The sequence below is a fragment of the Brevundimonas sp. UBA2503 genome (assembly GCF_002341485.1).
In the GTDB taxonomy this organism is placed as follows: Bacteria; Pseudomonadota; Alphaproteobacteria; order Caulobacterales; family Caulobacteraceae; genus Brevundimonas; species Brevundimonas halotolerans.
In genome coordinates this window covers 1-15,821 of sequence record NZ_DDOD01000017.1, presented here as the reverse complement: position 1 = coordinate 15,821, position 15,821 = coordinate 1, and the positions used below count along the sequence as shown (strand labels likewise).

13 protein-coding genes are annotated in these 15,821 nt (G+C 66.2%); 4 read left to right on the top strand and 9 right to left on the bottom strand.

Annotated features, from left to right (window positions below; translation table 11 throughout):
• The first annotated feature begins 119 nt into the window (after positions 1–119).
• Genes lgt through pgeF form a run of 3 tightly spaced genes read left to right on the top strand, consistent with a single transcriptional unit; the run spans position 120 to position 2,868 of the window.
• Positions 120–995 carry a prolipoprotein diacylglyceryl transferase gene (gene lgt, locus B4K74_RS08000; RefSeq protein ID WP_286692496.1) on the top strand — a complete coding sequence of 292 codons (876 nt, stop codon included), beginning with the start codon at positions 120–122 and terminating at the stop codon, positions 993–995.
• Positions 992–2,080: a class I SAM-dependent methyltransferase gene (locus B4K74_RS07995; RefSeq protein ID WP_414630935.1), complete on the top strand. Its 1,089-nt coding sequence runs from the start codon at positions 992–994 to the stop codon at positions 2,078–2,080. The genes lgt and B4K74_RS07995 overlap by 4 nt, the downstream gene beginning before the upstream one ends.
• Before the next feature lie 8 nt (positions 2,081–2,088).
• The gene (gene pgeF, locus B4K74_RS07990) at positions 2,089–2,868 is read left to right on the top strand and encodes a peptidoglycan editing factor PgeF (protein ID WP_286692494.1); all 780 of its coding nucleotides are present in this window, start codon (positions 2,089–2,091) and stop codon (positions 2,866–2,868) included.
• 3 nt (positions 2,869–2,871) lie between these two features.
• Here the strand turns inward: pgeF and lpxC are convergent, their stop codons facing one another.
• The 9 genes from lpxC to murC form a co-directional block, all read right to left on the bottom strand.
• Entirely contained in the window at positions 2,872–3,771 is a 900-nt protein-coding gene (lpxC, locus tag B4K74_RS07985; protein WP_286692512.1) for a UDP-3-O-acyl-N-acetylglucosamine deacetylase, read from the bottom strand.
• A gap of 143 nt (positions 3,772–3,914) precedes the next feature.
• Complete coding sequence (ftsZ, locus tag B4K74_RS07980) at positions 3,915–5,471, bottom strand: cell division protein FtsZ (RefSeq protein WP_286692493.1); 1,557 nt, start codon at positions 5,469–5,471, stop codon at positions 3,915–3,917.
• A gap of 244 nt (positions 5,472–5,715) precedes the next feature.
• The gene (locus B4K74_RS07975; RefSeq protein WP_286692492.1) at positions 5,716–9,090 is read right to left on the bottom strand and encodes a TonB-dependent receptor domain-containing protein; all 3,375 of its coding nucleotides are present in this window, start codon (positions 9,088–9,090) and stop codon (positions 5,716–5,718) included.
• Between the two features lie 207 nt (positions 9,091–9,297).
• Positions 9,298–10,623: a cell division protein FtsA gene (gene ftsA, locus B4K74_RS07970; protein WP_286692491.1), complete on the bottom strand. Its 1,326-nt coding sequence runs from the start codon at positions 10,621–10,623 to the stop codon at positions 9,298–9,300.
• A complete protein-coding gene (locus B4K74_RS07965) occupies positions 10,623–11,549 on the bottom strand; it encodes a cell division protein FtsQ/DivIB (protein WP_286692490.1) in 927 nt (308 codons plus the stop codon). The genes ftsA and B4K74_RS07965 overlap by 1 nt, the downstream gene beginning before the upstream one ends.
• Entirely contained in the window at positions 11,537–12,478 is a 942-nt protein-coding gene (locus B4K74_RS07960) for a D-alanine--D-alanine ligase (protein WP_123287612.1), read from the bottom strand. The genes B4K74_RS07965 and B4K74_RS07960 overlap by 13 nt, the downstream gene beginning before the upstream one ends.
• Positions 12,479–12,493: 15 nt before the next feature.
• Positions 12,494–13,408 carry a UDP-N-acetylmuramate dehydrogenase gene (gene murB / locus B4K74_RS07955; protein WP_286692489.1) on the bottom strand — a complete coding sequence of 305 codons (915 nt, stop codon included), beginning with the start codon at positions 13,406–13,408 and terminating at the stop codon, positions 12,494–12,496.
• On the bottom strand, positions 13,405–13,857 hold the full coding sequence (locus tag B4K74_RS07950; protein WP_286692488.1) for a GFA family protein: 453 nt from the start codon (positions 13,855–13,857) through the stop codon (positions 13,405–13,407). Before B4K74_RS07950 ends, murB begins: the two co-directional genes overlap by 4 nt.
• Positions 13,854–15,299 (bottom strand): UDP-N-acetylmuramate--L-alanine ligase, encoded by a 1,446-nt coding sequence (gene murC / locus B4K74_RS07945; RefSeq protein WP_286692487.1) that lies wholly within the window; start codon positions 15,297–15,299, stop codon positions 13,854–13,856. The genes B4K74_RS07950 and murC overlap by 4 nt, the downstream gene beginning before the upstream one ends.
• 130 nt (positions 15,300–15,429) lie before the next feature.
• Here murC and B4K74_RS07940 point away from each other — a divergent pair.
• On the top strand, positions 15,430–15,821 hold a 392-nt coding region (locus B4K74_RS07940; protein WP_286692486.1), incomplete at its 3' end, for a DNA-methyltransferase.

Here is a 15,821-nt window from a genome sequence, read left to right as displayed (position 1 = left end):
TGGCGTCCATGTGGCCGATCGACCCGACCGCCGCAAACCCGCCGTCGTCAATTCTTGCAAGACGCCCCCGGCCCGGCTTGCTAAAGGCGAGGCAACGCTGATCACACCAAGGACGCCCCGTGCCCTTTCCCGAGTTCGATCCGGTCCTGATCTCCATCGGCCCGTTTCCCCTGCGCTGGTACGCGCTGGCCTATATCGCCGGCCTCGGACTGGGCTGGTGGTATGCCTCGAAGCTGGCAAAGACGATCTCGATCTGGTCGCCGGGCCGCCCCCCGGTCACCCAGACCCAGCTCGACGATCTGGTCCTCTGGATTGCGCTGGGTGTGATCCTTGGCGGGCGACTGGGGTATGCCCTGTTCTACAAGCCCTCCCTCTATGCCCAGTTGTTCACGGGCGAAGGCTGGTCAAAGCTGGAGCTGTTCCAGATGTGGAGCGGCGGCATGTCCTTCCACGGCGGCCTGATCGGCGTCACGCTGGCCATCGTCTGGTTCGCCAACCGGCAGAAGATCAACCTGCTCAGCCTCGGCGATCTGGTCGCCCCCGTGGTCCCGATCGGCCTGTTCTTCGGGCGCATGGCCAACTTCATCAATGGCGAGCTGTGGGGCCGGACGACCGATGTCCCCTGGGCCATCCGCTTCTGCAACCAGACGATCTACAACACCTATGGCTTCTGTCCGGCCGGCGATGTGCCGCGCCACCCCAGCCAGCTCTATGAAGCGGGGCTGGAAGGCCTGCTGCTGTTCGTGATCCTGACCCTCGGCGTGTGGAAGATGAAGCTGCTGACCAAGCCCGGCTATATCACCGGCCTGTTCCTGCTCGGCTATGGCCTCAGCCGCGCGGTTCTGGAAACCGTGCGCGAGCCTGACACCCATATGCCCGACGCCCTGCAAGGGGTGGTCACCATGGGCATGCTGCTGTCGCTGCCCATGATCCTGCTGGGCGGCTGGCTGATCTGGCGTGCCTGGAGCCGTCCGCCGGTCGGCGCGAACTCCTGAACGGCCCGACGCACGCAGCGGACCTGAAGGGGCGACTCCAGCGCGAGATCGCCCTGACCGGCCCGCTGAGCGTCGCCGACTATGTGACCCGCTGTCTGCACGACCCGCAGGGCGGCTATTATGCGACGCGCCCGGCGATCGGACCCGACGGAGACTTCCTGACCGCGCCCACCGTCAGCCAGATGTTCGGCGAATTGATCGGCCTGTGGCTGGTCGAGACCTGGTCCCGGATGGGTGCGCCGCCTCGCTTTCAGTTGGTCGAGGTGGGGCCCGGCGACGGCACCCTGATGGCCGACATTTTGCGCGCCGCCCGCGTGGTCCCGGCCTTCATCGAGGCCTGCGGCCTGACCCTGGTCGAGCCGAGCTACCCCCTGCGCGCAGTGCAGATGGCGAGGCTGGCCAACGCGCCGCTCACGCCCCGCTGGACCGACAGCCTGTCCGCCATCGACGGCAAGGGCCCCATCCTTCTGGTCGCCAATGAGGTGCTGGACTGCCTGCCCGCCCGCCAGTTCGAGCGCACACCCGACGGCTGGGCCGAGCGGATGGTGGGACTGGATGCCGAGGGCGAGTTCGCCATCCGGCTGGGACCGGTCGGCCCGGGCTTTTCACCGCCCGACCATGAGGTCCAGCCCGGTCAGGTGGTGGAGCAGTCCGCGGCCCAGCGCGCCTTTGCCCAAGCAGTCGCCGATCTGCTGAAATACCGTACAGGTGCCGCCCTGCTGATCGACTACGGCCGCGACACCCCCGGTCCCGGCGACACGCTTCAGGCCCTGTCCCGCCATGAAAAGGTCGACCCTCTGGCCACCCTCGGTCAGGCCGATCTGACCCAGTGGGCAGACTTTCCGGCGGTTCTGGCCACTGCGCGGGCCGTCGGCGTCTCGACCGCCCCCCTGCTCACCCAGGCCGAATTCCTGACCCGGCTGGGCCTTCCCGTCCGCGCCGACCGGCTGAAGGCCGCCCAGCCCGAGGCCGCCGCCCTGATCGACCGTCAGGTCCACCGCCTGACCGCTCCGGACCAGATGGGCACCTTGTTCAAGGTCGCGGCCCTGTATGTCCCCGATACCCTGACCCTGCCCGCCTTCTAGGTTGAACCATGACCGACCTGCCGACGCCGATCACCCATCCGCTGCTGGATATCCCGGGCATCCGACATGGCTTTTTCACGCGTGAGGGCGGCGTCTCGACCGGGATCTACAAGGGGCTGAACACCGGCGTGGGCTCGAACGATGACCCCGAGGCGGTCCGCGAAAACCGTGCCGGCGTCGCCGCCGCCATGGGGGGCACGCCCGATGACTTCGCCGCCTGCTACCAGATCCACTCCGACATCGTGCACATGACCGACCAGCCCTTCGGCGACGAACGCCCCGAGGGGGATGCCGTGATCGCCGTGGAGGAACCGGGCATCCTGTGCGCCGTCCTGACCGCCGACTGCGCGCCTATCCTGATCGCAAACCCCCGCGCCGGGCTGGTCGCCGCCGTCCACGCGGGCTGGAAAGGCGCCGTCGGCGGCGTCATCGAGGCCACCCTGCGCCGGATGAAGGAGAGCGGCGCCGAGCACGACCAGACCATCGCCGTCGTCGGCCCCACCATCGCCCAGGCCTCCTATGAGGTCGACGAGGCCTTCGAGGAACGGTTCCTGCGCCAGTCCTCGGGCTCGGGCCAGTTCTTCGTCATGGGCAAACAGCCCGACAAGCGTCAGTTCGACCTGCCGGGCTATGTCATGTCGAAACTGGAGCGCGCAGGCGTCGGCCAGATCGCCTGGACGGGCCACGATACCCTGCCCGACCCCGACCGCTTCTACTCCAACCGCCGCGCCCACCTCAGCGGCGAGCCCGACTTCGGCCGGATGATGAGCGTGATTACGTTGGAGTAGGCCTCAGCCCGCCAGCGCCAGGTCGGGCGTGCGGACGACCTCGCGCCAGGCATCCGGGCGAGCCAGCAGTGCGCGGACCAGCATGTTGTTGACCGCGTGGCCGGCCTTGTAGCCTTCATAGCGGCCCAGCAGCGGGCCCCCGAGCACATAGAGGTCGCCGATGGCGTCCAGCGCCTTGTGCCTGACGAACTCACGCTCCATCCGCAGGCCGCCGGTGTTCAGGATCTGGTCGCCGTCAATCACGACCGCATTCTCAAGGCTGCCGCCCCGGGCCAGACCGGCGCGGCGCAGGGCCTCGACCTCATGGGCAAAGCCAAAGGTGCGGGCCGCCATGATGTCGCTGCGGAAGGTGGCCTCATCGACGACGAAATCCACCACCTGATTGCCGATCACAGGGGTGTCGAAGTCGATCTCGAACCGCATCTCATAGCGGTCACACGGCAGCAGGCGCGCATGCTTGTCGCCCTCGGTCACCTCGATCGGCGACAGGATTTCGATAAAGCGCAGCGGTGCCGCCTGATTGCGGAAACCCGCCCGGTCCAGAAGCTGCACGAACGGCAGCGCCGAGCCATCCAGGATCGGCAGTTCGGGGCCATCCACCTCGACCACGGCATTGGAGATACCCAGCGCGCAGAAGGCCGCCATCAGATGCTCGATGGTCGACAGGCGCACGCCCGCGCCATTCTCGATCATGGTGTTCAGGCGGGCCTCGACCACAGCCTCTCCCGACACCGGGATACGATTGTCGCGGTCAGTGATGTCAGTGCGCACAAAGACGATGCCGGTGCCCGTCGGCGCCGGACGCACGGCCAGACGGACGCGCTGGCCCGTGTGCACGCCCACGCCGGCGATGATCGCCGGGGCGCGCAGGGTCTGTTCCAGATGATCGGCTTTGACCGGGATCACGAAACGTCCACACAGAGGCCGGGCGGAATTGCCCGACGACACCTCTACGGTCTGGTTTACGAGAGGAAAACCAAAGTCAGGTTTCGGATTGTTTCGATGCGGTGACGAACGCCCGGATCACGGACGTTCGCACCGGTGCATCAGTTGGCCAGCCGCCTCAGAAACGAGGGGATTTCCAACTCATCTTCCTCGGTCGGCTCGGGCTCCGGCGTCTTCAGCGCCTGATTACCAGACAGGCGCATCGGCCGGGGCTCGGTGCGGGCTTCCGGGGCATAGGGCGCGGGCTCCGGCGCGGGGCGCTTGCGGCCGAACAGGCTCCAGCCCGACTTGCGATGGTGATCCCGGTCGTCCCACTCGGGCTCAGGTTCCGGCTGGCGTTCGGCACGCGCAGGCTCGCGGGCGGGCTCCATATACAGGTCGCCCTGGACCGGACGCGTCGGGGTGCGCGGGGTCCGGTCGGCCTCATATTCCTCGACCCACGGGTCAACGATGGGCTCAAGCGTGCGCGGGGCCTCTGCCTTCGCCACCGGCTCGGGGGCCTGCGGCTGCGGCTGGACGCGCGGCTCGGCCGTGCGGATCGTCGGTTCGAAGGTCGGAGTCACCGGCGCCGGCTCGGTGGCGCGGATCACGGGCTCGGGGGCGCGCTGCGGCTCACGCTCCGGCATCCGGGGCGCCGGCCGTCCGGTGGTCAGCGGGCGCGACAGGGTCGAGGGCGGGGTCTGGGCCATCACTTCTTCGTCCATGCCGGTGGCGACCACAGACACGCGGATCTTGCCGTCCAGAGCGGGATCGAAGGCGGCACCGAAGATGATGTTGGCGTCGGGATCGACCTCGGCCGAGATGGCGTTGGCGGCCTCGTCAACTTCCAGCAGGGTCATGTCCATGCCGCCGGTGATGTTGACCAGCACGGCCTTGGCGCCCTTCAAACTGGTTTCGTCCAGCAGCGGGTTGGCGATGGCATTCTGGGCGGCCATCAAGGCGCGGTCATCGCCCTCGGCCTCGCCCGTGCCCATCATGGCCTTGCCCATTTCGCTCATCACAGCGCGCACGTCGGCGAAATCGAGGTTGATCAGACCCGGCAGGATCATCAGGTCGGTGATCGAGCGCACACCCGAATGAAGCACCTGGTCGGCCATGCCGAAGGCATCGGCAAAGGTCGTGCGTTCATTGGCGACGCGGAACAGGTTCTGGTTCGGAATGACGATCAGGGTGTCGACATAGCGCTGCAGCTCGGCAATGCCGGCCTCGGCCAGACGCATGCGGTGGCGGCCTTCAAAGGTGAAGGGCTTGGTCACCACACCAACCGTCAGGATATTGCGGTCGCGGGCGCATTTGGCGATCACCGGCGCGGCACCGGTACCCGTGCCCCCGCCCATGCCGGCGGTGATGAACACCATATGCGCACCCTCGAGGTGGGTGGCGATCTCGTCGGCGGATTCCTCGGCAGCATTCATGCCGACCTCGGGGTGAGCGCCCGCGCCCAGGCCTTGCGTGATCGTCTCGCCCAGCTGGATCCGGCGGTCGGTCTTGGCAAAGCTCAGATGCTGGGCGTCGGTATTGGCGACGACGAAGTCGACCCCCTCAAGGCCCGCATCGATCATGTTGTTGACGGCATTGCCGCCCGCGCCACCGACGCCGAACACGACGATCCGGGGCTTCAATTCCGTGGCTTCAGGGCGCACCAGCGACAGCGACATGTGTTTTTCCGACCTTCAATCCGAGCCCGCTCCGGTCAACCGACGCCAATCCCCCCGAATCGCATTGGTTATGAGCGGGTTAATAGAACACCCGTAAGCCTTAACAGGGAGTTACCGCATAGACTGAGTCGGGGATCAGGTCAGAGGGGATGGAGCCTCCGCGCACGTACTTATTTTCGAGAGGACACAAAGAAAAAGGGCGGCTCTTGCGAGCCGCCCTTTCCCGTTCCGGAAGGAAAAATCCTTACCAGGGACGATAGTTGAAGCCGATGAAGAAGCGACGGCCCCAGGCATCGAAGTTGTTGTAGAGCGTGTTGCCCAGGTAGGGGTTCTGCTCGTTGTCGAAGGCGTTGACCACACCGGCACGCATCGACAGGTCGTCACGCACATTCCAGCGGAAGGTGAAGTCGTGGCGGGTGAAGGCACCGGACCGGATCGCTTCCGGCGGGATGCTATCGATGTTGCTGATCAGGCCGAACGGGCTGGAGATGTCCTGCGACGTTTGCCAGTCAGCCGTCCAGTTGATGCTCCAGATGTCGTTCGGAGCATAGGTCAGCGAGGAGTTGAAGCGAACCCGCGGGAAGAACAGGTTGCCCGCCGAACCGCTCGCATCGGTCGGATCCGAGGTGTTGGTGTAGGACTCCTGGCTGATCAGCCACAGACCATTCAGGCTGTAGGAGAAGCGACCCCAGTCCTGACCGAACAGATCGAAGGTGTCGATCGCATAGTTGACGCTGAAGTCCAGACCTTCGGTTTCCAGGCCGGCGTAGTTGATCGACCCCTGGATGAAGCCGCCGATCGGGTCACCGGCCGGCGCGCCGATCCGGAAGCCCGACGAACGGGCGACCGCATCGTTCGAGATGCCATCCCAGGTAGACGGATTGTTGCGGAAGATGGTGGCGCAAGCCGCGGCATCCAGCGTGTTGCCGTTGACGCAGTTTTCCGAGGCAACCCGGGCCGACACGGCCGAGATCACGTTGTCGACGCGGATGTCATAGTAGTCCAGCACCACCGACAGGTTGGGGAACATGCGCGGCTTCAGGATCACCGAGAAGGTGAAGGATTCCGACTCTTCCGGCTCCAGGAAGGGGTTACCCGCGTTCACACCGGCAACACCCGAGGTGTAGTTCGGGAGATAGTCGTCATCGGTCGTGGCGGTGCTCCCGTTCCAGTCGAAGAAGCCCGGAGCGAAGCCGTCGGCAATAGCCAGAGCCTCACAGTTCCGGACCCGGTTGGCGCGGATTTCCGGATTCAGCGACGGGTTGGTGATCGAGGCCGTGGCGCAGGGATCGACCACACCGTTGTAGAAGGTCTGGGTGGCCGGACGGAAGTTCTCCGCCAGGTTGGGCACGCGCACCGAGGTGTTCAGGCTGGTCCGGAAAGCGATATCCGAGATCGGACGGTAGACCAGGTTCAGGCCGTACACGTCACCCTTGCCTGCCGTGGTGTAGTCGAACTCACGGTAGGAGGCGCTGAACTCGGCGTAGTCACCCAGGAATCCATCGCGGAACAGCGGGATGGCGATTTCGCCGTAGAACTCGTCGCTCTCATATTCCGCACCCAGGAAGTCCGGGCCGGTGTTCATGAACAGCAGACGGCCGTTGGTGTCCGCGCTGCGACCCACACCTTCGGTGTATTCACGACGCTGCTCGTAGCCGAGAGCCACGCCGATCGGACCGGCGCCCCAGAAGTCCCACAGCTGACCGGCCACGTTGACCAGGGCCTGCTCCGAGATGTTCTGCTCGCGAACCCGAATGGTGGCGTCGATATAGGCCAGGGCGGCATCCGACTGGTTGCCGGCGCCGAAGATGTTCAGCGGGGCGCACTGGTCGATCGAGTCCTGACCATACTGGGTGTCCTGCAGGTTACCGGTGCCGCCCGGACGACGGTTGGCGGTGTTGATGCTCTGGGCATCCAGCAGGGTCGAGCGGCAGACAATGGCGCCCGGCGATCCGAGGATACCCGCAGTATCGACCACGGCGTCCGAGGCCAGGGCGAAGCGTTGCGAGTCGATGCCGCGCTCGGCGTTGACGTTGTTCAGTTCGCCGCGGGTATAGCCGATATCCCAGTTCACATTGCGGAAGAACAGGAGGTTGTCGAAATCACCGTCCAGGCCGATGACATAGCGCTCGACTTCGCGGCTGTTGTCCTGCGTCCGGTCGGGACCGAACGAAATGTACTGGGCCTGCTGAACCAGGAAGTCACCGAGGAACTGGCCACCCTGGGTCGCCGTCGGGGCGCTGTAGCGGGCCACCCGGTTGGTTGCGATCGCATCCTTGACGTTCTGGGGCAGGAAGGCGTTGTCCGACCAGCGCAGGTCATAGGACTGCACACCATAGATCAGCGGCGTGCCGGTCGGCCCGTAGCTGGTGTTGTCCAGATAGATGTTGAAGAAGGTCGGCTGCGAGATGTCGAACACATCCTCGGTGACCAGCTTGTACTCACCCGACAGGTTCACGTTCGGCAGAATGCTGAAGGTGAAGCCGGCCTGGAAGCGCTCGGACTCGATTTCCGGGAAGCGCGAGGCGGTCGAGAAGTCAGCCGCGCTGACGCCGTCGCCACCGTAGTTGTACGGACGGTTCGCGCCGGTGTTGCCGATACGCTGGCCGAAGTCGGCCAGACGGGCCGTGCCCTGACCGGGATCGAACCACCAGGTCTTGCCCGGGTTCACGGCATAACAGCTGGAGCTGTAGGTGAACGCGCCCGTCGAGGTGACGCAGGTGAAGTTCGGAATATCCGGGTCGTTCAGCGGGCTGGCAGCCTGGGAGTTGGCGACCGTCACCTGGCCCCAGCGCGGACGGTCCATGCGGTTCAGGCCGTAGAACAGCATATTGTCGAGGAAACCGTCGGACGGCGCCGAGGTGGGGTCAGCATCAATGCCGATGAAGCGCGGGTCGTCGTTGATCCAGTCGACGTCGAACGAGGTGACCATGTCGGCCTTCTCGTACTCACCGAAGGCATAGACGTTCAGACGGTCGTCCAGCAGGTTCGCACCGACCAGCAGCGACGCGCGGCGCGAGGCCTCGCCGTTCTGGTTGATCATGCCGTAGTTGGCATCGAACTCGACGCCTTCGAAGTCGTCGCGCAGGATGAAGTTCAGCACACCGGCCACGGCGTCGGCGCCGTAGATCGACGAGGCACCACCGGTGATGATCTCGATGTTCTCGATCAGCAGGCGCGGGATGGTCGAAACGTCGACCGACAGCGTACCGGCGCTGGAACCGACGTGACGGCGACCGTCAACCAGGGTCAGCGTACGGCCGGTGCCCAGCGAGCGCAGGTTGGCGAAGTCCAGACCACCGTCGTTCAGGCCCGAACCGGTCGTGTCCGACGGGACCAGCGAGTTCGACAGGGCCGGGATGGTGGCCAGATAGTCGATCACGGTCGACTGACCGGTCGTCAGCAGCGCTTCGCGCTCGACCTGGATCAGCGGGGTGGGGGCGTTGGTCGGGTCGCGGCGGATGCGCGAACCGGTAACGACGATTTCTTCAACCGTGGTTTCCCGGGCTTGCGGGTCCTGCTGGTTCTGACCGGCGTCCTGAGCCAGAGCCGGAGCCGACGCCATCATGACGCCGGCCAGGATGGTCGTTCCAAAGAGATATTTGCGCTTCAACAGCATGTTGTGATGCCCCAACCAAGTGATTTGACAATACGTGACGCAGGTGACGAGCCGTAACCCACGCTTCCGGATTGCACGCTAGCAGCAAAGTGGCCCACCACAAGGCATTGTGGCCCGACTGTGGCCACTCAAGGCACCAGATGTTACAATCCGGACACACTCTCGCCATCGAAGGGAAATGTGACAACGCCCCTGCGGGCAGGCATTTCAGAGATTGCGCCGCAGCCAGTCCGCTGCCCGGGCGACCAGGCCCCCGGTGTGCGGATTTGGCGCATCATTGGCCGAAATCTGGCGGGTCATCAGCCGACGGGCTGAAACCGATTCTCTCGGACCATAGGCAGACTTCAGCAAACACCCGGCCGCCGCACAGAAGGCCGGACCCGAGGCGGCATCAGCCAGGTGCGGCGCGCGTTGCGGCCTCCCCAAGCGCACCGGACGGTCAAACACCCGCACCGCCAGCTCGCGCACGCCGTTCAGCTGGCTTGCTCCGCCTGTCAGCACGACACTGGTCCCTGGCTCCAGCGCAATGCCGCCGGTACGGATTCGGTCGCGCAGGATTTCAAGCGTCTCCTCGACCCGGGGCGCGATGACACTTTTCAGCATGGCGCGCGGGACCACCACGGCGCCGGCGGAAGGGTCCTCCCCGCGCGGCGGCGCCTCGAGTAGTTCGCGGTCCTCGTTGGCCGATGCCATGGCCGAGCCGTGCAGCGTCTTCAGTCGCTCGGCCCCGGCACGCGAGGTTGACAGCCCCTTGGCGATATCACTGGTCACGTGATCGCCGCCGACATTGAGGCTTTCGACGTGCAGCAGGCTACGGTCGGCCCAGACGGTAGCGGTGGTTGTCCCGCCACCCATGTCGATGCACAGGGCGCCGAGGTCCATCTCATCATCTTCAAGCGCAGCAAGGGCCGAGGTCACGGGGGCCGCCACCACGCCCTGCAGATCCAGATGCGCCAATTCCAGACAATGGCTCAGCGACATGAAGGCCGTCTCGGCCATCGACACGACCAGCAGGTCCAGTTCCAGACTGTTGCCGCGCATGGCGCGCGGGTCGCGCACACCCCGGGCATCATCCACCGACCAGGCCACCGGCAACACATGGATGGGCCTGCGGTCCGGCAGGCGAATCTTGTCGAGCGCCAGACCGATGGCGCGCGCCAGATCGGCGTCGCTGACCGGATTGGCACCCAGCGACACGCGCGAGCGAACCCGGTGGCTCTGCATGCGTCCGGCCGAGGTGCTGACGATCACTCCGGTTACCGGGACACCCGCGGCGCGTTCGGCCCGCTCGACCACATGGCCGATAGCCTGGGCGGCGCCCTCCATATCGACGATCATGCCCTGCTGGACGCCGCGCGACTGCACATGGCCGACCCCGGCCACCCGTACCGTCCGGTCGGCATGGCGTACGCCGTCGGCCTTCATGATGAAGCAGGCCATCTTGGAATGGCCGATATCCAGCGCCGCGACCAGCGGTGCGCGACCGCCGCCCATGGCCCCGTCCAGCGTCAGTTCCGGACGACGTCCCGCCATCACAGCCCTCCCGCAACCATAGGCGCAGCCGCCAGATCCCCCGCCAGCTCTGCCGGGCGCAGACCCAGCGTGCCGGGTACCTTCAGATCCACCAGTTCAAAGCCGCGCTCGAACAGCTGATGCCGCTGGTCCAGCGCATCCAGTTGAATAAGGGCGGCCTCGGAGCCGTCGGCCGGCAGGCGGATCAGGCCACCATCCTTCAGACGAATGTCCCAGCGCCGCTCATCGACGCGGATCAACGCCTCGGTCCGGTCACGCAGGCGCGGGCGGGCCTCAATCAAGGGCAGGATTTCGGAGGCGGCCAGCTCGGCCCCCGTCCCCACCACCAGCGGCAGATGCAGATACTGACGCGGATCAGCACCGCGGATCACCTGACCGTCGCCGTCGATGACCGCGATCTGGCCATTGGCCTGCCAGATGGCCAGCCGATCATGCTCGACCACCTCGACCATCAGGGTGCCGGGCAGCAGACGCACGACCCGCGCATCCTTGACCCAGCTGACGCCGCGCACCTGTTCCAGAAGGGCGTCCAGATCCAGCGAACTCATCGACTGGCCAGCCGTCACATCCAGCGCCGCCTGAATGGCGGGCATGGCCTCGTCTGACGCGCCGGTCACATGCACCCGGCCCAGGCGAAAGCCCATCCCGGCTACCATGCCGTCGACGCCGTCCGAGACCGACTGGCCGACCCGCTCGGCACGGGCACCGGTCGCCATCAGCCCGCCGATGAACAACACGCCGACCAGCAGCGAAATCCCGACCGCGCGCGCGGACAGGTCGAGCCGACCGATCGCCGCCATCTTGGCCGGGATGCCGACCGCCGGGCCCTTGCCGCGCCCCGAGCGTCCACGCGAGGCCGGGGCCTGACGTCCACCCGACGCGCCCCCGCCCTGCTGGCGCCGACCGCCGCGAACTACCGCGGGCATGACGCGTCCTCCACCATCCACCTGACCAGTTCCGGATACCCGACGCCGACATGGGCGGCCTGCTCGGGAACGAGCGAGGTCGAGGTCATGCCCGGCTGGGTGTTGACCTCCAGAAGAACGAGAACGTCCTTAACATCGTCATAACGGAAATCGGATCGCGTCACCCCGCGACAGCCCAAGGCCGTGTGCGCCCGCTCCGACAGGCGCAGCGCCATCTCGAACACATCGGATTTCAGCCGCGCGGGCAGCTCATGTACCGACCCACCCGGGGCATATTTGGCCTCATAGTCATAGAAGCCCTTGGTCGGGGTGATGTCCGTGACGGTTAGCGCCCGAGGTCCGTCCGCCTCGCCCAGCACGGCAACCGCCAGCTCGCGCCCGGCGATGAAGGGCTCGACCATCACCTGTTCGCCATAGGTCCAGTCGGCGGCGCCCACCTCGGCGGGAGGCCGGTTGGCCCCCTCGGTCACGAGGAACACGCCGACAGACGACCCCTCGGCATTCGGCTTGATCACATAGGGCGGCGCCATGACGTGGTCGCGCGCGACCTCATGCCGGTCGAACAGGCCGCCGCCCGGCACCGGAATGCCCGCCGCCGCCAGCACCGCCTTGGACTTGGCCTTGTCCATGGCAAGGGCCGAGGCCAGCACGCCGGAGTGGGTGTAGGGAATATTCAGCGTCTCAAGTACGCCCTGGACGCAACCGTCCTCGCCCCAGGCGCCGTGCAGACAGTTCAGCACCACATCGGGACGGATCAGCCCGCCCAGCACATTGGCCAGATCCCGCCCGGCGTCGATGCGGCTGACGCGGGCCACCTGCCCTTCAAGCGCGTCCGCGCAGCCCTTGCCCGAGTTGAGCGACACCTCGCGCTCGGCCGACAGCCCCCCCATCAGGACGGCGACGTGCAGGTCTTTCAGGGGGCGGTTCATGGGGCGGAACGGAACTCAGAGAGGGCGGCCGATCCTCTTGATCTCCCATTCGAGGTTTACGCCGAGTTTACTTTGAACGTCGGTTCGCACCGCCTCGCCCAGTCCCTCGATGTCCGCAGCCGTCGCCTCGCCCGGGTTGATCATGAAATTACTGTGCAATTCGCTGAACTTGGCCCCACCCCCGGTGACCGAAAACAGTTTCCCGCGCCAGCCCGTTTCATCCACAAGTTTCCAGCTGGAATGGCCCGGCGGGTTCTTGAAGGTTGAGCCGCCGGTCTTCTCGCGGATCGGCTGGGTCTGTTCGCGGCGACTGGTGATCTCGTCGATGCGGGCCTGAACCGCCTCCGGGTCGTCGGGCCGACCCCGATAGGTCGCCTCCAGCCAGATGATGTCGGCCGGCACCTCCGAATGGCGATAGGTGTAGCCAAAGTCGGCCAGCACATAGTCGACCCGCTCGCCCCTGTGGTTCAGCCCCCGGGCCGAGACCAGCACGTCCATTGTCTCCGACCCATAGCAGCCGGCATTCATGATCAGGGCGCCGCCGATGGTGCCCGGAATGCCCGCATAGAACTCCAGCCCGCCGATCCCGGCCTTGGCCGAGGCCCGCGCCACCATGGAGTCCAGCGCCCCCGCGCCCGCCGTGATCGTGTCGCCCTCGGTCGTGATCTGCGCCCACGGCCGTCCCGCCAGCCGGATCACCACCCCCTCGACCCCGCCGTCGCGCACGATGACGTTCGAGCCGACACCCAGCACCGTGACCGGCACGCCCAGGTCCAGCGCCTTCAGGAAGTCCGCCAGATCATCCGCATCCGCCGGAAGGAACAACACATCTGCCGCCCCGCCCACCCGAAACCAGGTGTAGGGCCCCAGCGGCTCATCCCGCAGCAGCTTGCCGCGAACCTCGGGCAGAGCGTCTCGCCAATCGCTCATGCGTCGTCTGCCTGATGAGAGGTCATGTCCTTCAGGCGCGCCGTCTGGTGGGCGTTCAGCCCCTCGCCCGTGCTGCAGCGTGGGCGGTCGTCTCCCAGTTCCAGCCACGGCACCATGGCCTCGACGCCCCAGTGCTGCTGGATCGGCGCCAGCGAGGGATCATCCAGACTGCCGATCGTCACATTGACCCAGTCGCTGTCCTTGTAGGCAAAGCCCAGCGGCGTGCCGCAGAGGGCACAGAAGGGCCGCTCGGCCACCGAGGAGCTATCGAACACCTCCGGCCCCTCACCTTCCCAGGTCAGGTTTTCACGCGGGCATCCCACCAGCGCGGCGAACACATTGCCCACGGCCTTCTGACACATCCGGCAGTGACAGAAATGCGCATGATCCAGACCGCCGCTGATGCGGTAGCGCACTCGCCCGCACTGGCATCCGCCCGTGACCGTCATCCCAGCGCCTCCAACTGGCCAGGGAGGGCATAGGCCCAGGCGGTGATGTCCCCGGCGCCCAGCAGCACGACCAGATCCCCGGCCTTCGCCTCCTCGCGGATCAGGCGCGGCAGGGCGGCGGCGCTTTCCAGCGGCCGCACCGACCGGTGGCCGAACCGGCGGATGCCCTCGACCAGGGCGTCCTTGTCGACCCCCTCGATCGGTTGCTCTCCGGCCGCATAGACATCGGCTACCAGCACCGAATCCGCATCGGCAAAACAGGTCGAGAAGTCGTTCATCAGGTCGCGCAGGCGCGTATAGCGGTGCGGCTGGACCACGGCGATCACCCGGCCTGAACCCTCGGTCTTGTGGACCACCTGCCGCGCGGCCTTCAGCACCGCAGCGATCTCGACCGGGTGGTGGCCATAGTCATCGACGATGCGCACGCCATCAACGACGCCGGTGGTCGTAAAGCGCCGCTTGACCCCGCCAAAGCCCGCCAGTCCCTCGCGGATCGCCGCGTCCGAAATGCCCAGCTCGCGCGCCACGGCGATGGCGGCCAGGGCGTTCGAGACATTGTGTGCCCCCGCCATCGGCAAATGCAGCCCCTCCAGCACATCGGGCTCGTCCAGCGCATCCAGCCCCTGCTTCTGGAAGGCCACGTCAAAGCGCGCCCCGTCCGGGCCCATGTCGCAGTTGATGGCACGCACCATGGCCTGCGGATTGGTGCCATAGGTGACCATGCGCCGGTTATCTATGGTCGCCACCAACCGCTGCACCTCGGGGTGGTCGAGGCATACGGCGGCAAAGCCGTAGAAGGGGATGTTCTCGACGAAATCGACGAAGGCCTTCCGCACCCCGTCAAAGTCGCCGTAGTGGTCCAGATGCTCCGGGTCGATATTGGTCACCACGGCGACCGTCGACTTGAGCCTCAGGAAACTGCCGTCCGACTCATCGGCCTCGACCACGATCCAGTCGCCGTCGCCGACCTTGGCGTTGGTCCCATAGGCATTGATGATCCCGCCATTGACGATGGTCGGGTCGGTACCGCCCGCATCCAGCAGGGCCGCGATCATCGACGTCGTGGTCGTCTTGCCGTGGGTGCCCCCCACCGCCACCGAAAACTGCAGCCGCATCAGCTCGGCCAGCATCTCGGCCCGCCGCACCAGCGGAATCCGCCGTCCGCGCGCGACCGTGAGCTCCGGATTATCCGCCCGCACCGCCGTGGAATAGACGACGGCCGCGACCTCCTCGCCCACATGGGCGGCGTCATGGCCGATGAAGATCTTCGCGCCCAGCTGTTCCAACCGCTCGGTATTGGCCCCGGCTTTCGCGTCCGAGCCCTGCACCTGGTAGCCGATCTTGAGCATGATCTCGGCGATGCCGCTCATGCCGATGCCGCCGATGCCGACGAAGTGGACGGGCCCGATCGGGAACGGAACTGGACGAAGACGTGCGATCATCCGGGCGTCATAGCGGACTTTGTCGGGATTGCACCAGACGCCCCTTCCCTCCGCTTTCGGCAACACGGCTAACCGCCTCTTAACCCTGCGGACTCAGGATCGCCGCTTGTTTCCACAGGGGCGCGCCTGCATGTCCGAGTTCAAGACCGACGTCATCCTCAACGGGGACTGCATCCAGGTGCTGAAGTCCCTGCCGGACGCCTCGGTCGATGCGGTGTTCGCCGACCCGCCCTATAATCTTCAGCTGGGCGGCGACCTGCTGCGCCCCGACAACTCACGCGTCGATGCCGTCGATGACGACTGGGACAAGTTCGACAGCTTCGCCGCCTATGACGCCTTCACCCGTGCCTGGCTGGCCGAGTGCCGCCGGGTGCTGAAGCTCGAGGGCACGATCTGGGTGATCGGCAGCTACCACAATGTCTTCCGGCTGGGCTCGGCCATTCAGGACCTCGGCTTCTGGGTGCTGAACGACATCGTCTGGCGCAAGTCGAACCCCATGCCGAACTTCAAGGGCACCCGCTT